Source organism: Verrucomicrobiota bacterium, assembly GCA_027622555.1.
Classification (GTDB): Bacteria; Verrucomicrobiota; Verrucomicrobiia; order Opitutales; family UBA2995; genus UBA2995.
In genome coordinates, this window is record JAQBYJ010000015.1 from 22,624 (window position 1) to 42,732 (window position 20,109).

Here is a 20,109-nt window from a genome sequence, read left to right on the forward strand (position 1 = left end):
CAATACGCTAAGACTTCAGGCGTGTGGGTATTGTAAATGAAATTCGAAGTCCGCCATCCTCAAGATTTTCTGCTCGGATCTTCCCGCCGTGGAGAGTTATGATACGTTTAACGATACTTAGTCCCAAGCCAGTTCCACCCTTTTCTCGCGATCGCCCTTTTTCTACTCTGTAGAATCTTTCAAATATTCTGGGTAAATCTTCTTCAGGTATTCCAGGACCATTGTCGCATACCCATGCGTGCAAATGGTGCTTTATCGAGGAAGTCCCTACTGTGAGTTTGGATTTCTCTGGTGTATATTTTAGTACATTTAAGAAAAGATTTTCAAACACTTGAACCAAGCGTGACGGATCCGCTTCAATTTCGATTTCGTCGTTGGACAATTCCATTTCCAAACTAATTCCTCGTTCTTCAAATCGTTCCGAATAATGTACCACGACCTCACTTATGAGCGCATTTATAGAAACTTTTTTCCAGGATGCTCCGGGTTTGGTTGATTCAATTTGTGAGAGTGAAAGGAGGTCCTCTAGCAATTCATGGAGTCGATCGACGTTTTTCCCCAACTTATTCAGAAAGTTTAATTTCTGTTCTTCAGGCATCTTGTTTATGTCTTGTATCAACGTGTCGGCGTACCCTTTTATTATGGTCACAGGAGTTCGCAACTCGTGTGACACATTGGCTACAAATTCTTTCCGGATAGTCTCCAACTCCTTTTGATGCGTGATGTCATAGAATATGAGTAAAGTTAAATCTGTCCCATTTCGAGTGCTTGCTCGCATCGGTGCGCCTGATACTTTCAGCCATCTACGATCTTCCGCCTGAATTAATTCTAGTTCAGCCGGTTCTTCAGGTTTTCCAGAGTTTATCTCATTAATAATCGTTGAAAGCCGAGAGCTGGCAAAAAGTATATCAAGTCTTTGACCTACGATCTCTCGACCGCCTATCCAATTGTGAAAAGAACGCTTCAGAGCCTTGTTCGCCATGAGAACCCGACTGTTTCCATCAAGTATTACAACCCCCTCATACATGTTCCCCAGCATGGCCTCCAATTGATTCACATGTTTAGAATGTCCCTGTTGTAGCTGGGTATTTTCCGAAATCAGATTGTTGATTTCTTTGGTTAGCCGAAGCATGTACTTCGAGCCAGCCAATACCGTTTCTCCTTCTTGCAGAAAACTCTGCTTCGCCTTCAATGAGTCCCCCAGGTGTTTTACATAATTCCTGTAATATATATACCTGTGGGAAAAAAATAGCAGCAGCCCAATTATTACCAGGACAAGAAGTACATCCATTATGCTTCAACCACTCGGTAGCCTACACCACGAATGGTTTCTATTATGTCCGCTTGATTGCCCAATTTTTCACGCAACCTTCGAACATGGGTATCAACGGTTCTGGTTTCAGTATCACTTTCGTACTGCCAGACATTGGTAAGCAAACTTTCGCGCGATTGAACACGCCCCTTTCTCTCGATGAGAAGTTTGAGCAATTTAAACTCGGTCGCCGTCAGTTCTACATTGTTGCCTTCGACTTGTAGCAAATGTTGATCTTCGTCCAACATTACTTTCCGGATTTGGACTCTCGATGTATTAACGTTCGGAGAAGATTGACGCGTGCGTTTTAATATGGCTTTAACTCTTAGTACGACCTCTTTGATGTTGAAGGGCTTGCAAATATAATCATCCCCACCTGATTCCAGACCATGGATTCGGTCTTTATCCTCCGTTTTTGCAGTAAGGAATATTACGGGTACATGTTTGATTCTTTGGTCAGCCCGGATCATTCGGCAAATCTGGAGGCCGTTGATATCGGGCATCATAATGTCCAGGATGAATAAATCAGGCTCGAAGTCTCGGGCAACTCCCATGATTTGTGTTGGATCGTTAATGGTCTCTACGATAAAAGATTCTGCTTCGAGGTGGTAGCGAAGTAGGCTGGTTACATCTTCTTCGTCATCCACAATTACGATCTTATATTTAGAATGGATCATTTCTTCGTATTAAGAGAAATACTATTTCCGGTACGCATCATTGGTATGGCGGATATCGTCTCCCGTTAGAAAGTAGATAACCTCTTCTGCTATGTTTACTGCATGATCACCCACGCGTTCCAGAGATTTCGATATGAACAACAAGTCGATCAGCACTGGCACTTCTTGGGGGTCGGGAACACTATTTGAAATGTATGCATTTATCTTCTTATTGATCGCTTTATAAAGGTCATCAATCTGTTTGTCTTTTGAAGGTAATTTTCTGGCCGAGTCGAGATCCGCTTTTAGGAAACAGCTCATCGCTTCATTGATCGAGTTTGTTGCCAGGCGACCTAGAGTCTCTATATTATACAGATGTCCGGCATAGCCTGAGCGTATGATTTTCTTTGCTCGTTTTGCTATGGAGCAAGCCTCATCTCCAGCACGTTCCAAATCTCTCGAACCCTTTAAAGCCGTATAAAGAAAACGAACATCAGAGGCCACGGGTGAATGTAAGGTTATGTGTTGCACAACGTGTTGATCAATCCACTTGCTAAGTTCATCGATCTCATCGTCTGCTTCGATTGTTTTTTGTACCAGATCAAGATCTTTTTGGATCAGTGCTTCGATCGCAGTGCTTACATTTGCGTAGGCAAGCTCAGCCATTCGGTTGAGATTGATCCGTAGCTGATTCAGGTTTTCTTCAAAAAATCGTTCCATAACTATTGATTGTTGGATTAACCAAACCGTCCTGAGACATAGGCTTCAGTTTGTTCATTTCGGGGATTTAAAAATATTTCTTTAGTATAGTTGTATTCAATCATTTTCCCCAGAAAGAAGAAAGCTGTTTTGTCCGACACGCGAGCCGCTTGCTGCATATTATGAGTTACTATCACTATGGTGTAGTTGAGCTTGAGCTCGTGGATGAGCTCTTCGACTTTTGCCGTGGCAATCGGATCCAGGGCGGAGCAAGGCTCATCCATCAGAATGACTTCCGGTTCATTTGCAATGGCACGGGCGATACACAAACGTTGCATTTGTCCACCCGACAAACTGAAGGCACTCTCTCCAAGTCTGTCTTTTACCTCATCCCATAGTGCGGCTGCTCGCAGACTTTTCTCGGCGACTTCGTCGAGCGCTGATTTTTTATTCCTTCCGGCTACCCGAAGGCTGTAGACCACGTTTTCGTAAATAGATTTTGGAAATGGATTCGATTTCTGAAACACCATGCCGATCCGTTTACGAAGCGAGATAACCTCAATCATGGGGTCATAAATACTTTGGCCTCCTATGATGATATCTCCCTTATGATGAGCTTCAATCACCAGGTCATTCATGCGGTTGAAGTTTCGTAACAAGGTAGATTTCCCGCAACCGGATGGTCCGATCAGCGCGGTCACTTGCTGTTTTGGTATTTCAAGATTTAGGTCGTGGAGTACCTTAGCTTTTCCGTACCAGAAATTGTAGTCCTTGACTGATATATAGTTTTCCCTACCGGCCTCAACTTTAGGAGTAGCTTCTTGTTTGGTGATGGTGGAAGTTTTTTCGCGTACGTTTTCCATGAAATGGTTAATCAAAAAGTGGAGGTCTTGTATTTTCTTTTCAGTCGATTGCGGATCATTATGGCTACCAGATTGAGCATTACAATTAACAGGATTAAGAGCAAGGTAGTGGCGAATACCATTGGCATGGCTGCTTCCGAGTCGGGCGATTGGAATCCCAGGTCGTAGATGTGGAAACCGAGGTGCATGAACTTTCGTTCTAAATGAACGAATGGGAACTGTGTATCAATGGGAAGAGACGGTGCAATCTTTACCACACCGACCAGCATCAACGGTGCGACTTCGCCAGCACCGCGAGCCATTGCGAGTATCATGCCCGTTAGAATTCCAGGAGCGCTTGCCGGAAGAACAATCCGTTGGATCGTTTGCCATTTTGATGCCCCGCAAGCGAGGGAACTTTCCCTGATACCGCGGGATACCGATGCGAGTGCTTCTTCCGAGGCAACGATTACGACGGGAACAGTCATCAATGCCAAAGTCAGGGACGCCCAAAGGATTCCACCGGTTCCGAAGGTAGGGGTAGGAAGTCGCAATGAGAAAAATAATTGGTCCAAGGTTCCTCCGACAAAATATACAAAGAAACCCAACCCAAAAACTCCAAACACGATGGATGGAACTCCCGCCAAATTGTTAATGGCGATTCTGACAGAACGGACGAACAGTCCATCCCTTGCATATTCTTTTAAATAAATGGCCGCGATTACCCCAAATGGGGTTACCGCAATACTCATCAAAAGGGTCATGACAAACGTGCCAAAGATTGCCGGGAAAACGCCCCCTTCCGTATTCGCCTCTCTGGGTTCTTCAATCAGGAATCCCAGGGTGTGCTTTATAAAGATCCCTGCTTTCCCAAAGAATCCTAATTGGTTTGGATAGTAAAAACTATAGATACTTCCAATGGATTGTTCGACCTGCTCGCCGGAAGCTAGTGTATATGCCAGTTTACTGGACTCCTGAAAATCTCTTAGTCCTCGAGCTTGAGCGGCGAGAGTTGTAAATAACGATTGGTGGCGAGCCCGTTCATTTTCAATTCGATTCAGACTCGCTATGTCAGCAGGGCTTTGAACGTTCGATCGGTCTATCTTCAGCTTTTCCAGGCGAAGTTTTTCAAGTGCCTTGTTAATTGCTCCAATTTCATTGAATTCCAGGTAACGGATTTTTTCGCGCCGGTCCCGGCATTCTTCTATGAGTGCTTTTAGGGCCGCATTAAAATTCGGGTTGCTCGCTTCAATCCTTTCACCGTTTACGAAGCTTAAATAAGCGGGATAAGCGATGGCATCCCCATACTCGGCCCTTTCCAGGATTACAATTTCCTCGGGTTCGGAAACTTCCAGAATAGAGCTTCGATCAAAATATTTATAGGAGAATCCGAATTGATCTTTGTTTCCCAGGAAAAGTTGCCACTCCTTCACTGGAGCTTGGGGATTCGTTAATGATTTATCGAGGGATTTAGTCTGTTCTGAAGTAATTATTCCCGCAACTTTCGAACGTGATCCCAGACCGGTTACCGCCTCCGTATCCAACTTCAATTGGACAACCCGTTGGGGCCAAAAAACTGACAACCCGTTGTAGGCGATTACTCCAATTAACGCTACAATCATCACTAGGCCCAAGAACAGGCCCAGAGAGGAAAACCATACGGCTATTTCTCCTTTGACTCGGACTTGCTTTTGTTTGGCCAGATCTTTCATGCAGTTTTAAATCCCTTCCGGCTACTCTACCGTTTTGTAGCGATTGCGCAGTTCCTGACGAAGGATTTCCGCCACTGTATTAATAAAAAATGTCATTATGAAAAGTACCAGGGCTCCCAGAAACAGGGTACGATATAAAGTGCCGTGGTAAGGAGCTTCGGGTAACTCTACTGCGATATTGGCCGAAAGAGTTCGCATACCACTGAATATGTTGAAGTCTTTTACGGGTGTGTTCCCGGTGGCCATCACCACAATCATCGTTTCGCCCACCGCGCGTCCAAATCCAATCATCAAAGAGGAGAGTATGCCTGCTGAGGCAGTTGGTAGAACAATTTTGATTGCAGTTTGCCAACGACTCGCCCCCAGGGCCAAGGAACCGGATCGCATGGAATTGGGAACATTGCTCATCGAATCTTCTGCGATTGTAAAGATGATGGGTATGACTGCGAAACCCATCATGAACCCAACTATCAAAGAGTTTCTCTGCGTGTAGGTCGCTCCAGTAAAGTCTGGCCACCACAATCTAAAATCCGCGATTTGCTCACCTGTGTCAGGATTGGTAACTACAAAAAAGATCCGTTCAAAAACCGGCCCCAGATTCCAACAGGCATAGCAAACGATTAAAAGAAAAGGAGCGATTATCAGAAATTCAAATCCCGGAGGAATCTTCATGCGAACCTGTTTGGGTAACTTCAACCATCCCCATCCAAAAATGAAGGTGAATAAGGGGATTCCGATCACCAGTAGCAAAAACGATGGCACTTGGGTGTCTACCAGAGGTGCGAGCCACAGTGCGGCCATGAATCCGAGTACTACCGACGGTAGTGAGGCCATGATCTCCATGGTCGGTTTCACGAAATTCTTTAATTTCGGTTCAAGGAATTGCGATGTATACAAGGCAGCCAGCAAAGCAATGGGAACTGCAAATAACATGGCATAAAACGTCCCTTTGAGTGAGCCAAGGATAAGCGGAACAAGCGAGAGTTTTGGTTCGAAGTCGTCCGTTCCTCCAGTTGATTGCCATATATAATCAGTCTCGGGCTGGCCTTCATACCAGATCTTTCCGAAATAGGCCTTTAAGCCTGCTTGAGGGTGGGGATCCTGTAGCGAAAACAGGTGCAAGATACCGGTAGTGTCCAACAAAGCGAGTTTGTCGTATTTTTCGCCTATGACTCCTCGTGCAATATCGAAATCGAAATCTTGCTCCCAGCGAATGCTCTCTGTGGTGCTGTAGCGAAGGGACGCATGATTCTTTCCCATAAGCAAAAAACTCTTATTTCGAATGCCGGGGTAATAATCAATGGAGGGTTCCGGTAATGGGTCGAACTCTTTTGTCATGGAGTAGAGCCGCTGTCCTTTTCCAGAATCCAACGACATACTGAAAATTCGATTTTCCCCACCTGTGCCGGAAAAAACGACTGAAACATCGCCCATAAGGAAATCCGCACTATGCACTCGTTTATCATCCAGGCCTTCGAAGGGCCAAAAGCGTTGCCTTAGCTTGAGCTCTCCTGATTCAAACACAAATAAGAACACTTCACCCGTAGTCGATGTTACCAGGATGAGATCTCCGTTCGAGCTAACGTCCACTTGTTGTATTTCCTGATCGATGTCGGGTGTCAGGTCAAAGCGTTTACCAACCGTGATGTTTCCTCCACCGCCAAACAGGGACCGCTTTTGTTCGAGTGTTACTGCCCTGACATGTTGCTCACCGCTAGAATCCACGCATATGCCTGCGGCCATTTTGTTGGAGGCGCCTTCACCATAATCGACAAATTTAATGGATTCGCCCTTTTCTGATAGCACATACCAGTCTGAGCTTTCAATGTCCGGATGAATGGTTCTGACAGAGGCTGTATCAAATTGAGAGCGGTAGTTTAGCTTTGAAAATGCAAATTTACCAGACTCCGAGCCAGCCACGAGTAGTCGTTTCAACGAATTGTAGTTGAGGGTGGATAGGGATTCGCCGGGGTTAAATACGTCGTTGTGTTCAATCGAACCTCGATCGCCTTTAAGGTCCAGATACCGAACGGAACCATCTTTGCGGATGACCACTGGCAACTCGGCCCATTCATCTAGATCGAAATCGATAATTTCATTTATCGAGTCCACTAGAGGATGTTCGGCGAGGGGCTTGACTTTGGCACCTTGGAAAAGAGGAAGAATCTGAACAAAGATGAAAATAAAAATTCCCATAACAGCTGCGATAACCGCGACGCCGCCCACCACAATGAAATGGTTCATGAAGTGGTCTAGCCAAAGGATCCGTTTTGTTACGCGGAACCGTTTTGGAACTTTGTCAGGGTTGGACTTTTTTTTCGTCTTTTTTTTCATCTTTGTCGGTCAACTGCCGATTCTCGATGGAGTTTACCAAGGGTTACATCGTGAATCATTCTTCTAGACCAGAAAAAAATCCTCCGCTTTTGTCACCCAAGCTGAACGTCACTTAAAATAAGGAAAATTAGGCGAATCCTGGTTTTGCGCTGAACGGATTCTCCTATTTAAGAAACCTCAGCATTTCGCCCGCAACGGATGCTGGAAGAGGAAAGTAGCCGTCCTTTACCACGATTTCCTGTCCTTGCTTGGAGAGGACGAACCGAATGAATTCGTAGGTCAAAGTGTCCACAGGCTCGTTGGGGCGTTTGTTCACATAAACGTATAAAAGACGTGCGAGTGGATAATCCCCCGAAAGGCAATTTTCCAATGAAGGCTCAAACATAGTGGATTCGCTTTCTCCCAGTGCCAGTGCTTTTACGCCAGAGGTTTTATAGCCAATCCCGGAATATCCTAATCCATAAAGGTCAGTTGCGATTCCCTGGACAACCGCGGAGGAGCCAGGTTGTTCTTTCACGCTTTCTCGGTAATCACCTTTTTTAAGAGCTACTTCCTTAAAATAGCCATACGTTCCGGAAGCACTGTTACGACCATACAGACTGATGCTTCGATCGGCCCAACTGCCTGTTTGACCTACACTTCCCCAATTCTCAATCGGCGTCCCGCCAGCCTTATAAGTGTTGGAGAAGATACTGTCTACCGACTTCATGGTTAGTCCTTTGATCGGATTGTCCTTATGAGCAAATACCGCCAATGCATCGATCGAAACGCCAATTTGAGTTGGTTTGTAACCAAACTTATGTTCGAAAGCATCTATTTCCACCGATTTCATTCCTCGGCTCATGGGTCCCACTTGGGCGGTTCCTTCTATGAGTGACGGAGGAGCTGTCGATGAGCCTTTACCTTCGATCTGGATATTCACATTGGGATAAAAGGCGCGGAACGATTCAGCCCATAGTGACATCAGGTTGTTTAGGGTATCCGATCCTACGGAATTCAGATTTCCCGATACTCCAGATACAGATGTGTAGACAGGCAGGTCAGGATCCACGTTCGCCTGGCTTGTCAGTTGAGTGAGCGCCAGCCATGCAGCGGTTATAACAATTATCTTTTTCATTTATGCGGTACGAATAGGTTGCAGTATTATTCAATCTCCGGGTTTAAATTTTAAGTGTCTATTGAACCGGAACATCAGGATTGAGGGTTAATTCTCAATTTCTGCAAAATGAGAACACACTCCAAATCCCATGTATAGTTCTCTATTGTTAAAGTTCTGTGTCCGGAATGTTACAGGCGTGTTACGAAGTTTGGTTTTCCGGAAAAGGTGACTTTGAATTTGCCAATGGGACCTTCGTTTTCTCCTAATCCAGGAGATGCCTCAGTCTGCTTTAAAAGACCAAATCCATAGATGTATTTCTTGCTTCACTGAAAGTTTTCGGGGCTATTTGCATTTAATGGCCACCTTCTGCGCCTGCAGGCTTGCGCTTCTATTTTTCAACAATAAATGTGCAGGGTTTTTACAAATCAATGCCCCGGTTTTCTATAAATACTGGGGCTAACAGACGCACTACCCAAATGATTGTTTCCCTAAGAACCATTGTCCTCGTTTTGTCCTTCATTCTTCCGGTATTCATGGTATCGGCCACGAATGTGAAAACCATTAAACCCGAGCGTCGCGATCTTGTCCGCGAGACAACCCAGCCGGCAACCGCCGAGGCTTTTTACTCAGCTGAGCTAGGTGTAAAGGTGACGGGTTACGTCGAATCCGTTCCGGTGGATATCGGTGCTAAAGTAAAGAAGGGCCAAGCCTTGGTGATCATCGCCGCTCCAGAAATGGATGAGCAATTCAACGCGCTTAAAGCTGAAGAGCGCGAATATGCAACAGGTGTTCAAGCGGCTGAGGCCAATCTTACCGCTGTGAAGTCCGAAACCAGCCGCATTGAGGATCTGGTTAAAAAAGGTTCTGTTACTAAAAAAGCGGGAGATGAAGCGAGGAACCGCCTCATTGCGGGTGAGGCCGAAGTCGCCGCCGCCAAAGCCCGGTTGGGAACGGCCACCGCCCGACTTGCTGAAGTACAGGCACTCATATCCTATTCCACCCTGGTTGCACCCTTTGATGGGATCATTACTTACCGTGCCGTGGATCCGGGTGATCTTGTTTATTCTGCCGGGTCATCCATGGGCAACAGTCAGACACTGATTCGGGTTGCCCAAGTCGACAAACTACGGGTCGTTACGCATGTTCCAGAGCGCGATGCGGTCTGGTTGGATGTTGGTGATGCGGTGGATTTGGAATTTGATGCCTTTCCTGGTAAGATTTTTTCAGGGAAAATTGCTCGTACCACAGGTGCGCTAAACGGTAGCACTCAGCGTATGCAAGCCGAGGTCGATTTGGATAATAGTAGTGGGCAGCTTATGTCCGGCCTTTATGGTCGAGCGAAGATCAGCTTGGAAAAACGAGCAGGTGCATTGGTATTACCCGCAGGAGCCGTTCGATTTGGGCAGGGTCCCTCTCACGTATATATTGTTTCGGGTTCCACGGTGAAGCATCAAGTAGTGAGTATTGGTCTCGATCACGGAGAATGGGTTGAAATCCTTTCCGGACTTTCCGGGAGCGAGCAGGTGGTCAATGGTATGTTGGGGCGTTTGAAAGATGGAGCCACCGTTACTGCCAATTAGCACGCAATCTTCACAATAAGCACCTAGCACTATGAGCTTAGTAAAATTTGCCCTTAAAAATCCATTTGGCATTCTGGCCGTTGTCTTGGGATTATCCTTTCTCGGTGTTGCGGTTTATCCGCAGATTACTGCTGATATTCTACCGGATTTCAAAAAACCGGTGATCATGAGTTACTTCTCCTATCGCGGCCTGCCGACCGTGGAGATGGAGAAGTCGGTAACTTCCCGTGTGGAACGTGCCTTGACCCTGGCCGGTAAACGCGAACGTATCGAGTCTCGCACCATGCCGGGCGCCGCATTGTTGAAGGTAACTTTTGAAGCGGGAGCTGATGCGTCCGCGGCGATGAACGATATCTTCAACTATGAGTTGAGCGATATTTTCCACTTGCCACCAGGTATTGAGTTTCCGTTCACCATGCGTAGCGAGCCTTCCAATATGCCAGTCATGCTGGGCGCTATCTCAGGTGAAGGGTTAAGCGAGTCTCAGCTGTATACCATCGGTTATTATGCTGTCAGAAATAAAATGGGTGGTCTGAAGGGCGTGCAGATTCCTCACCCTTTTGGTGGAAAATTCCGTCAAATCATGACCTACCTTGAGCCTTCCAAGCTCGAAGCACACAATCTGACTTTTACGGACGTGGTCGACGCCTTGGCTCGTCAGAATCTGGTCATGGCAGGTGGTAGTCTGAAGATTGGAGATTTTGAATATCAGGTTCACCCGGTAAATACCTTACAAACGACCAAAGATATCGACGACGTAGTCGTAGCCATGCGGGACGGGCAGCCAATATTTATCAGGGACCTCGGCGAAACCAAGGATGACGCCGAACTCCAATACAACATCGTCCGTGTCAACGGAAGTCGTTCCGTTTACGTGCCGCTTCTTCGGGAACCGGGTGAAAATACCATCCAGGTGGTCGATCGAATTCGTGAAGGTATTGCCAGTGAAATTCCCGCCATGAAGGCTCGGGGTGAAATTCCCGAAGTCACTCAGGTGGATCTGGTGAGTGACCAGTCTACCTATATCCGTTCTGCCATATCCAATTTGAAGTCTCAGGTTATCCTGGGAGCAATTCTGGTCGTGATCATCGTCGTCTTTTTTCTGCGCAAGCTGCGGGCATCTATTGCGATATTGCTCATGTTGCCTTTGTCGATTTTGATCGGCGTACTTGGATTCTTTTTTACTGGCGAAACAATCAACGTCATGACTCTCGGTGGACTCGCCTTAGCGGTTGGCACGGTTGTCGATGCGGGGATTGTGGTCGTGGAGAACATCATGCGCCATCGCGCAATGGGCAAAGATGCCATGACGGCTGCTGGTGATGGGACTCAGGAAGTTGCCGCTCCAGTGCTCGCGGGAACAATTACCACATTAGCTGTTTTTGTGCCGGCGATTTTCCTGTCGGGAATGATCAAGTTCCTATTCCTTCCCTTGTCTCTGGCGGCGGTTATTACCATTGCCGCATCTTACTTTATCGCCATGACGGTCGCGCCCACTTATTGCGCACGATTTCTGGGAAAGAATAAAAGTGAAGCCACAGGTCAATCGGATGATGCCGAATACAGCTCTCGTGGTTTCTACGCCGGCACCTTACACAAAGCCATGCGCGGAGGCTTTCTCACGGTTGCCGCGATTGTTGGTGCCACGGCCGGTTGTTTTCTTTTGATTCCGGCCCTTGGAAGTGAATTGTTTCCCGATGTGGATGCAGGCACGTTTGAAGTCCGCATCAAAACGATTCCGGGAACCCGTTTGGAAAAGACGGAGGAGTTGGTGGCGCAGATTGAGGATTCCATCAAAGAGACTATCGCTGAAGGAGAAGTACAGTCCATCATCTCCAATATCGGAATGCCGGTAGGGAAGGGTGCTGGATTTTCCACGATCCTCAGTTCCAACTCCGGACCCGACACAGCGTACATTATTGTCAATTTAGTTAACGAAAGTCGGTCTTCCAGCACCTTGGATTATGTCAAAGAGCTGCGGGCAAAATGGGCCAAAGAATTTCCTCAGGAAAAGTTCTTGTTTGTAACCGGTGGTATTGTAAATGCAGCCCTGAACGAAGGTGCACCAGCCCCAATCGATATCGAAATTAAAATGGGTTCACTCGATGCGGGTCGAGACGCTGCTGAAGCGATTGAAGCTGCGGTTCAGGGTATCCCTGGAGCCGTGGATATACAGATCGCTCAGATGCTCGATTATCCGCAGCTCGATATCGAAGTGGATCGGACGAAGGCGGCTTTTTACGGACTGACCCAGGAGGAGGTCGCAAAGAATGTTCTGACGGCCTATGGTTCCAGTGCCAGTATTCAATCGATGATTTGGGTCGATCCCAATTCGGGGACGGATTTCTTTATCGGGGTTCAGCTGGGCGATAACGAAGCGGATTCGTTGGATGAGTTGCGTAGCCTGCCTTTGCGTATTCAAACAGATGAAGGCCCGTCAACAATTCCACTTTCCAGTATCGCTACACTCAAACGCGTAAATATTCCTGGAGAAATTGCCCATGCCGATATTTCCAGAGTAAACAATGTCTACATCAATGTTGAAGACCGTGACCTTGGTTCTGTCGTGAAGGATGTTGAAAAACGGCTAAAGGATGTGGTGCTACCTCCGGGCGTAACCGTATCCTTACAGGGGCCGGTAATGATTATGCGTGAAGGCATTTCCAAATTAGGATTCGGACTCATTGTTGCTTGTTTGCTGGTTTTTCTTGTTCTGATGGCTCAGTTCAAATCTTTCGTGGATCCGTTGATCATTATGCTGGCGGTTCCCTTGGCTATGGCGGGCGCTATCCTGATGCTGTTTTTAACTGACACCAATCTGAATATTCAAAGCCTCATGGGTGCTCTCATGTTAATCGGTGTTGTTGTGAACAATAGTATCTTGTTGGTGGAGTTTGCGAACTTACAACTGCAACAAGGGAAAACTCCGTTTGAAGCCGCTTACATCGCCGCTCGAATTCGTCTGCGACCGATCATTATGACCTCGCTCACGTTGATCGCTTCACTGGCTCCATTTGCCTTTTCATTATTGCCCGGGAATGAGGCGATGGTTCCTCTGGCTCGGGCCGTTATCGGAGGTATGCTGGTCTCGGCGGTGTTAACGCTGGTGCTGATTCCCTGTGTCTTTGCTCTGATTAAAAAGACCCCTGCTTTGAACCTTCAATCGCAACCTGCACTTTAAATTAGCATGAGAACAAAAACACTTACTGCTTCTCTTTCCCTAATCGGTTTCATCGCTTCGAGTATATTGACATGTTCAATACAGGCGGAGGTCATGAAGATTGATCTGACGAGTGCACTTCGTCTGGCACACGAACAAAACACCGAGCTCGCTATCCAATTGGAGCGCGTAAAGCAGGCCGAGCTTGACCAAAATATGGCTTGGTATCAGTGGTTGCCCACGGTTCGGGCAGGCTTTAGTTCTTCGAATCAGGATGGTCTGTTGCAAAACACAAACGGCTCCGTTATTGATGTGGACCGGAAGGCAAGTTCTCGTGGATTTGGTTTGCCCACCACAGGTTCCGGCTTGGCTCCACAACCTGGCCTGGCCTTGGAGATTGATTTGGCAGAAGGAATCTTTCGCCCTTTAGCATCCAAGCAAAAACTTCAGGCAGCGCGAGCTGAAGAGGCGCAAGCTCGCTTGAATACAACGCTCAAGGTCTCCGCTGCTTACTATGATTTGGTTCAGGCAAACCGCATGCTGAGTATTGCCGAAGATTCAGCTAAAAATGCCAGCAACCTGGCCAAAGTAACAGATGACTTTGCTCAGGCTGGTGAAGGATTACAGGCTGATGCTGAGCGGGCGGCTGTTGAATCGCTCATTCAAATGAACAAAGTCGAAACCGCTCGGGTTGGAACTGTTTCTGCCTCTGTGCGTTTGGTTCAACTTCTTCGCTTGGGTGAAGATGTGGTTCTTGAACCGGTCGACAGCATGATTGTTCCCATTGACCTGTTTCCCGGCGAACCTCAGCTCGATTCTCTAATCAATAAGGCTTTGTCAAATCGACCGGAGTTGCAACGGTACTCAGCCTTGGTTGAGTTTGAAGAAGCCCAGCTCAACCAGAAATCCTGGGGTCTCCTGTTTCCAAAACTCGGTGCCTCCTATTCGGATACCAGCTACAAGGGACGCCAATCCGGGTCTCCTGCATCTAGGGAAAGCAGAAACGAATCGACAGTGGCTCTTTATTGGGAGTTGGAGAACTTCGGCTTTACCAGTTGGGCGAAACAACAATCACAGCAATCTCGTCTTCGCGAGGCTCAAGCCCGTCAGGTGCAGGCCGAATCAGACATCGTTGCCGATGTCAGCTTGGCATTAAGCGAATTCCGTGCAGCGAGTAAACAGGTGGAATTTCTTAAACTAGCTGTCGACCGCGCGCGAAAGTCTTATGAACTTAGCCAGGAAAGTATCTATGCGGGTCAAGGTCTTCCACTGGAAGCCTTGCAAGCGATGAAAGCTCTGGAAGAAGTGGAGTCTCTTTACCTTGCAACTTCTGCGAAGAGAAATCTCAGCCAGCTGTATCTTTTAGTGGCTACCGGGGATGAGATAGAGCTTTAGGTTTTTATCTATTTCAAGCTTCCGGCAAGTCGGAGTGATTCCACGTGGTAATCATAGAGGATGGGGGAAAGGATTTTAATAAACCGACTGCGTTCGTGTTTAAGCCCTTCCATTTCCCAATAGGTATGGTCTACCCCATTGTCCAGAAGCGCCTGGTGGAAATCCCTGATCGTTACGATGTGGCCGTCGTCTAAAGTTCCGCAAGCTATCAAAATCCGCATCTTCTTTATTTGCTCCAGATTCTTTTCAAGTAACAGGTATGCGTCATCATTGATGTAGGCCTGCTTGTTTGGCCCCAGGTAATAATTGGGATAGACGTTTGGAGAACTCGGATCGAAACCCTCAGAAATGCGTGGTACATTTCCGGCCTGACAAAAGAGTGAGCAAAACATCTCCGGGTATTTCATTGCCAGTCGGGTTGATCCACGACCACCCATGGAAAATCCTTCGATGCAGCGACCTTCGCGTGTTGCGATCGTCCGGTACGTTTTATCGATGTGCGGAATCAGCTCCTCGATGAACATTGTTTCAATCGGAAGCTTTCCGTCGTAGGAGTTTTTGTAGAAAGTGGATTTCCCGCCGTTCGGAAATACCATGATCATTGGCGGCCAGCGTCCATCCAAAATCCCTTCATGCAACACCGTGGATTCCTGAGTCCGGTTCCATTCATTGCCGCCGTTCCCGTGAAGATTGTAAATGACCGGATAACGTTTGCTGTAGTTGGCAGCGTAATCAGGAGGCAGATAAATGCAGTAACCTACTTTCTGTCCGGCGGACTTGGACTGAAACGTTTTGTGCAGGTAGTAATCAGGTACTGGGAGATCTTTAGCAGCGGGTGTTTCATGTACCCAGTTAATAAACGATTGGTCGCGCTGACTCCAAACACCCGGAGTTAAACAACTGAAAAGTGTTAGGATTACGATTAATCGTTTGAAGCTTGGGGAGAATTTTTGGGGTAAAATCATTTTCTCATCGCATTCCTTTGAGATAAGCTTGGCGATCTTTTTCCGGGTATTTTTCTATGGCGTAACGCAACATGGTCCGCGGCATATTCTGATAATGCTTGTCCAGAAATTGAGTCTCAAGAGTCTGATCCTTTTTGCCCATTTCGCGGAGCATCCAGCCTACCGCCTTGTGTATCAGATCGTGCGTATCAGTTAAGTGAATTTCCGCCAGCTTTACCACATCCGCCAGATCGTTTTCTCGAATGAGAATCCAGGTCACTACCATCGAAATTCTTCGATCCCACAATAACGTTGATTTCGCTAATTGGTAGAGAGGCCCTCGGTTGCGATTCAATAAATATCCTCCCACAATATAGTGGGCCGAACAATCCACCAGGTCCCAATTGTTTACCAAATGGGTATGGCTAAGATAATGATCGTAAATGAGTTTGTGTTCCTCGTTTGTTCCTTTTTTGCAACGGTTGACCATCATGATGAGAGCCAACAGACGCTCTTCGTGAAACTCGGATTCCAGTAGCTCGAAAACTTCGATCAAGGGAGTGGTCGCAAATCGTTTCGCCATTTCTCTGACCACGGGCACACGGACGCCGAGACAGACATCTCCTTCCGCATATTCTCCCGGACCGGTTTTGAAAAAACGTTTCGAATGTTCTGCGATGACCGGATTCGCCAATGCTCGAATGTGTTTTTGGATGGTTTTTAAGTCACTCATGACATCGGTATGTATGAAGAAATGCTTCGTATCACAGTCTTATTATGACACCGAAGACTTCAAGTGTGTAGATAGCGGTGATATTTTCAGGAAGTTTGGCGAGTTGGGGCTCGGTGATCCTGGGAACGCCAAACCCCAGCTTGGCATTATTTACCATAGCTCAACTTTCGGCAGAAGATTTTCAATATTTCAGAATTGAGCTGTTATATTTGGCAGCTATCACGCTGCTTGACTGATACCCCTTTCTCCGCTCCATTAGGCCGCCATGTTTATAGATGAGGTAGTCGTAACCCTGGTTTCGGGTAAAGGTGGAGACGGTTGTATCAGTTTTCGGAGAGAAAAATACATTCCTTTTGGAGGTCCCAATGGCGGGGATGGAGGCGATGGCGGCCATGTAGTGCTTCTGGCTGATGAGAATGTAGGCGACTTAACTGCCTTCCGCTATACGCCCATTCACAAGGCAAAGCCAGGTGGACAAGGTCGAGGATCGGATCAAAATGGGAAAAGAGGGCCAAACAAAGTACTAAAGGTTCCATTGGGCACAGTCGTCATCGATAAGAACACAGGTATGCACATCAAAGAGCTTCTGGCCCACGAAGAAGAATTTATTATCTGCAAAGGCGGTTCAGGAGGGTGGGGCAATACACATTTCAAGAGTTCGGTTAATCAAACGCCTCGACGAGCCAACCCTGGTACGGATGGAGAACAAGGTGAATTCAAGTTGGTCTTGAAAATCATAGCTGATATCGGCTTGGTCGGATTTCCCAACGCGGGGAAATCTTCACTGACCAACCTGATTACCCGGGCGCATCCGACGGTTGCCGACTATCCTTTTACTACCCTGAATCCACACATTGGTATCATTGAGTACAAGGAAGAATATCGACGACTGGTTTTGGCTGACATTCCCGGACTCATTTCAGGCGCTAGCGAAAATCGAGGTCTTGGCCACCGTTTCTTGCGACATATTGAACGTTGCAAGCTCTTATGTCTCATTGTCGATATGGCTGGCATAGATGGTCGAGATCCGGCCGACGATTATGCAGAGCTTATGGTCGAATTGGAGAACTACGATCCCGCATTATTGGAAAAACCAAGACTGGTTGTGGCTAACAAGATGGACGAAGACGCGGCCAGCAAAAACTTGAAAGCCTTTTCAAAAAGGCACGCAGTTGCTGTTTCACCAATTTCTTGTTTGAGTGAGGAAGGTATTCCGGAATTGCTTCGAAAATTCCTGGATGAAGTAACCTTGATTCAAAAAGCCGAAGCTGAGCTCGAGGCGGAACAACTGACTGCTGAAGCAGCTGACTAGGCAGGGCTTGATCGCCGTTTCGAGACACCAACACGAGCCGTCTTGATCTCGGTAGTTTTGCTATAGCATGGAAATGGAATTAGCTACCCTACGATCTTTCCGTATTCGAAAACCGTTTTCCCAGCAACAATGGTCTGAATGGTTTTGCCCGTCAGCTCATCGCCCCACCATGGTGTGTTCTGCGACTTGCTGAAAATAGTTTCCTCATTTACTTTCCAGGTACCTTGAGGGTCGAGAATAACAACATCGGCAACTGCTCCAGGTGTTAGCGTTCCTGCGGGAAGTTTAATCAATTCAGCGGGTTTATAAGTCAGTAAGGCAATTACGTCATTCAGTGGCATGCCAGCCTCTCCGCAAAGAACCTGTTGAGTGACTGCAAAACAAGTCTCCGAGCCCAGTATCCCAAAGGGTGCATAGTCGAACTCGCGGTCCTTTTCGTAATTCGTATGTGGAGCATGATCGGTTGCAACAATGTCCAACGTGCCGTCCTTGATTCCTTCGATCAGAGCCTGCCGATCCTTTTCAGTCCTGAGCGGAGGATTCATCTTACAATTGGTATCGTAATCCTTAATACACGCATCGGTTAGAGCCAAATGGTGAGGCGTAGCTTCCGCCGTCACGTTCACGTTTCTCCCTTTCGCTCGCCGCATCACGTCCACGGCTCCAGCCGAACTGATATGCTGCATGTGGACATGAGCACCCGTCATCTCAGAAAGCAGAGCATTGCGAGCAACGATAATATCCTCGGCTGCTGCTGGCCAGCCTTTCAGTCCCAGTCGGATCGACCATTCGCCTTCATTCATGACCGCGCCTCGGGTCATTGCCGCATCCTGGCAGTGGTCCATGATGGGAAGATCAAACATGTTACAATACTCGAGCGCTCGTCGCATGACCTCATTGTTCTGCACGCAATCACCGTCGTCCGTGATGGCAACGACGCCAGCACGTTTCAAACTCCCGATCGGCGCAAGTTTCTCTCCCAGTCTCCCTTGGGTAATACAACCGGTTGGGTAAACATGAACCACGGCGGATCGTTTAGCCACGTCCAACATATATTGAATCGTTCCCGCTGTATCGGCTGGTGGGCTCGTATTGGGCATGCAAACGATGCTCGTAAATCCTCCAGCCGCTGCTGCCCAGGAACCGGTTTCAATGGTTTCCTTGTGGGTCTGGCCTGGCTCACGCAGGTGCACGTGCACATCCACCAATCCAGGACAAACAACCAAACCGGATGCATCGGTGATGACTGCCTCTTTTATCTCATTCTCGGACAAGGTTTCTACAATTATCCCGTCTTTAATGAAAAGGTCGGCGATCTCATCTCTTGAATTCTTGGGATCTATTATCCTGCCGTTTTTGATTATACGTGTGATGCTCATTCTGCAGAATTCTCCAACGCGGTTATTGAACCGCCTGTGCAAAGGTAAAGTACGGCCATCCGGGTAGCGATGCCATTGGCGACTTGTTCCAGAATCACGGATCGATCCGAATCAGCAAGGTCGGAATCAATTTCCACGCCCCGGTTTATAGGTCCGGGATGCATGATGATGGCATCCGGTTTGAGCCATTCAGCTCGTCTTTTATCCAGACCAAACATGCTCGTGTATTCACCTAACGATGGAAAGTGAGTCGAGGATTGCCGCTCGTTTTGAATGCGAAGGAGCATGACGGCATCCGCGTCGACGAGGGCGGTTTTCAAATCGTGCACTACCTTTACTCCCATGGATTCAAATGTCCAGGGAACCAGTGTTGCGGGACCTGCAACGGTTACTTCTGCGCCCATTTTTGTGAGTGAGAAAATATTGGACCGGGCTACCCGACTGAAAAGGATATCTCCCAGGATGGTAATTTTCTTACCTTCCAGGCTATCAAAATGTTGAAGCAGAGTGAAACCATCCAGAAGTGCCTGGGTAGGGTGTTCGTGAGAACCATCCCCGGCATTGATCACCGGTATGTCTATAATTTCACTCAGGTATTTCGCAGCGCCGGCGGCTGAATGGCGGAGGATGATCATGTCCGCATTGAGCGCGCAGATATTTTTTGCGCTGTCCTTCAAAGTCTCGCCTTTTACGAAGCTACTGGCGTCCGCGTTCATGGAGATCACGTCTGCACTCAGGCGAGTTGCAGCCATCTCGAAGGCCAGGCGTGTTCGTGTGCTGGGCTCAAGAAAAAGATTGACGATTGTTTTTCCTCTTAGGACGGGAACCTTTTTAATAGTTCGCGCCAAGGTCCTTTTAAACGCCGAGGATACGTGGAAAATAGTTTCGATCTCCGTCCTGCTAAGTGGTTCGATTCCTATCAGATCTTTGCGGGTCCATTCCATAGTAGGTA

Annotated in this window: 15 protein-coding genes; 4 read left to right on the forward strand and 11 right to left on the reverse strand. The window is 47.4% G+C overall.

Translation table 11 applies throughout. The features are described 5' to 3' along the window. Positions 1–7 precede the first annotated feature (7 nt). The 7 genes from O3C43_06085 to O3C43_06115 form a co-directional block, all read right to left on the reverse strand. A complete protein-coding gene (locus tag O3C43_06085) occupies positions 8–1,291 on the reverse strand; it encodes an ATP-binding protein (GenBank protein ID MDA1066054.1) in 1,284 nt (427 codons plus the stop codon). Beyond that, positions 1,291–1,989 carry a response regulator transcription factor gene (locus O3C43_06090; GenBank protein ID MDA1066055.1) on the reverse strand — a complete coding sequence of 233 codons (699 nt, stop codon included), beginning with the start codon at positions 1,987–1,989 and terminating at the stop codon, positions 1,291–1,293. The genes O3C43_06085 and O3C43_06090 overlap by 1 nt, the downstream gene beginning before the upstream one ends. Positions 1,990–2,010: 21 nt before the next feature. Beyond that, a complete protein-coding gene (phoU, locus tag O3C43_06095; GenBank protein MDA1066056.1) occupies positions 2,011–2,688 on the reverse strand; it encodes a phosphate signaling complex protein PhoU in 678 nt (225 codons plus the stop codon). A gap of 17 nt (positions 2,689–2,705) precedes the next feature. Then, positions 2,706–3,530 (reverse strand): phosphate ABC transporter ATP-binding protein PstB, encoded by an 825-nt coding sequence (gene pstB, locus O3C43_06100; protein MDA1066057.1) that lies wholly within the window; start codon positions 3,528–3,530, stop codon positions 2,706–2,708. A gap of 11 nt (positions 3,531–3,541) precedes the next feature. Then, positions 3,542–5,221 carry a phosphate ABC transporter permease PstA gene (pstA, locus tag O3C43_06105; protein ID MDA1066058.1) on the reverse strand — a complete coding sequence of 560 codons (1,680 nt, stop codon included), beginning with the start codon at positions 5,219–5,221 and terminating at the stop codon, positions 3,542–3,544. 21 nt (positions 5,222–5,242) lie between these two features. Continuing rightward, on the reverse strand, positions 5,243–7,465 hold the full coding sequence (locus O3C43_06110) for an ABC transporter permease subunit (protein MDA1066059.1): 2,223 nt from the start codon (positions 7,463–7,465) through the stop codon (positions 5,243–5,245). 253 nt (positions 7,466–7,718) lie between these two features. Then, complete coding sequence (locus tag O3C43_06115) at positions 7,719–8,672, reverse strand: phosphate ABC transporter substrate-binding protein PstS family protein (GenBank protein MDA1066060.1); 954 nt, start codon at positions 8,670–8,672, stop codon at positions 7,719–7,721. 458 nt (positions 8,673–9,130) lie between these two features. Here O3C43_06115 and O3C43_06120 point away from each other — a divergent pair, with 458 nt between their 5' ends. From O3C43_06120 to O3C43_06130, 3 genes are read left to right on the forward strand one after another with little or no spacing between them, the layout of a single operon-like run. Further along, positions 9,131–10,234 (forward strand): efflux RND transporter periplasmic adaptor subunit, encoded by a 1,104-nt coding sequence (locus O3C43_06120; protein MDA1066061.1) that lies wholly within the window; start codon positions 9,131–9,133, stop codon positions 10,232–10,234. 31 nt (positions 10,235–10,265) lie between these two features. Further along, the gene (locus tag O3C43_06125; GenBank protein ID MDA1066062.1) at positions 10,266–13,415 is read left to right on the forward strand and encodes an efflux RND transporter permease subunit; all 3,150 of its coding nucleotides are present in this window, start codon (positions 10,266–10,268) and stop codon (positions 13,413–13,415) included. Between the two features lie 6 nt (positions 13,416–13,421). Beyond that, on the forward strand, positions 13,422–14,789 hold the full coding sequence (locus O3C43_06130; protein MDA1066063.1) for a TolC family protein: 1,368 nt from the start codon (positions 13,422–13,424) through the stop codon (positions 14,787–14,789). Between the two features lie 8 nt (positions 14,790–14,797). Here O3C43_06130 and O3C43_06135 read toward each other — a convergent pair whose 3' ends face one another. Both O3C43_06135 and O3C43_06140 read right to left on the reverse strand, forming a co-directional pair. Beyond that, the gene (locus tag O3C43_06135) at positions 14,798–15,754 is read right to left on the reverse strand and encodes an alpha/beta hydrolase-fold protein (protein ID MDA1066064.1); all 957 of its coding nucleotides are present in this window, start codon (positions 15,752–15,754) and stop codon (positions 14,798–14,800) included. A gap of 4 nt (positions 15,755–15,758) precedes the next feature. Beyond that, complete coding sequence (locus O3C43_06140; protein MDA1066065.1) at positions 15,759–16,466, reverse strand: DNA alkylation repair protein; 708 nt, start codon at positions 16,464–16,466, stop codon at positions 15,759–15,761. A gap of 265 nt (positions 16,467–16,731) precedes the next feature. On the opposite strand from O3C43_06140, the gene obgE reads away from it, so the two are divergent. Continuing rightward, positions 16,732–17,778 (forward strand): GTPase ObgE, encoded by a 1,047-nt coding sequence (gene obgE / locus O3C43_06145; protein MDA1066066.1) that lies wholly within the window; start codon positions 16,732–16,734, stop codon positions 17,776–17,778. Between the two features lie 83 nt (positions 17,779–17,861). On the opposite strand, the gene O3C43_06150 is transcribed toward obgE, so the two are convergent. Together O3C43_06150 and O3C43_06155 are read right to left on the reverse strand one after the other, a co-directional pair. After that, positions 17,862–19,157, reverse strand: coding sequence for a dihydroorotase (locus O3C43_06150; protein ID MDA1066067.1), 1,296 nt, complete (start codon positions 19,155–19,157; stop codon positions 17,862–17,864). Next, entirely contained in the window at positions 19,154–20,101 is a 948-nt protein-coding gene (locus O3C43_06155; GenBank protein MDA1066068.1) for an aspartate carbamoyltransferase catalytic subunit, read from the reverse strand. The genes O3C43_06150 and O3C43_06155 overlap by 4 nt, the downstream gene beginning before the upstream one ends. Positions 20,102–20,109 lie beyond the last annotated feature (8 nt).

What these genes read in the sequence shown, in the direction of transcription:
- O3C43_06085 (MDA1066054.1), bottom strand. Translation starts at nt 1,291, where the DNA reads ATGGATGTACTTCTTGTCCTGGTAATAATTGGGCTGCTGCTATTTTTT.
- O3C43_06090 (MDA1066055.1), bottom strand. Translation starts at nt 1,989, where the DNA reads ATGATCCATTCTAAATATAAGATCGTAATTGTGGATGACGAAGAAGAT.
- phoU (MDA1066056.1), bottom strand. Translation starts at nt 2,688, where the DNA reads ATGGAACGATTTTTTGAAGAAAACCTGAATCAGCTACGGATCAATCTC.
- pstB (MDA1066057.1), bottom strand. Translation starts at nt 3,530, where the DNA reads ATGGAAAACGTACGCGAAAAAACTTCCACCATCACCAAACAAGAAGCT.
- pstA (MDA1066058.1), bottom strand. Translation starts at nt 5,221, where the DNA reads ATGAAAGATCTGGCCAAACAAAAGCAAGTCCGAGTCAAAGGAGAAATA.
- O3C43_06110 (MDA1066059.1), bottom strand. Translation starts at nt 7,465, where the DNA reads ATGAACCATTTCATTGTGGTGGGCGGCGTCGCGGTTATCGCAGCTGTT.
- O3C43_06115 (MDA1066060.1), bottom strand. Translation starts at nt 8,672, where the DNA reads ATGAAAAAGATAATTGTTATAACCGCTGCATGGCTGGCGCTCACTCAA.
- O3C43_06120 (MDA1066061.1), top strand. Translation starts at nt 9,131, where the DNA reads ATGATTGTTTCCCTAAGAACCATTGTCCTCGTTTTGTCCTTCATTCTT.
- O3C43_06125 (MDA1066062.1), top strand. Translation starts at nt 10,266, where the DNA reads ATGAGCTTAGTAAAATTTGCCCTTAAAAATCCATTTGGCATTCTGGCC.
- O3C43_06130 (MDA1066063.1), top strand. Translation starts at nt 13,422, where the DNA reads ATGAGAACAAAAACACTTACTGCTTCTCTTTCCCTAATCGGTTTCATC.
- O3C43_06135 (MDA1066064.1), bottom strand. Translation starts at nt 15,754, where the DNA reads ATGATTTTACCCCAAAAATTCTCCCCAAGCTTCAAACGATTAATCGTA.
- O3C43_06140 (MDA1066065.1), bottom strand. Translation starts at nt 16,466, where the DNA reads ATGAGTGACTTAAAAACCATCCAAAAACACATTCGAGCATTGGCGAAT.
- obgE (MDA1066066.1), top strand. Translation starts at nt 16,732, where the DNA reads ATGTTTATAGATGAGGTAGTCGTAACCCTGGTTTCGGGTAAAGGTGGA.
- O3C43_06150 (MDA1066067.1), bottom strand. Translation starts at nt 19,157, where the DNA reads ATGAGCATCACACGTATAATCAAAAACGGCAGGATAATAGATCCCAAG.
- O3C43_06155 (MDA1066068.1), bottom strand. Translation starts at nt 20,101, where the DNA reads ATGGAATGGACCCGCAAAGATCTGATAGGAATCGAACCACTTAGCAGG.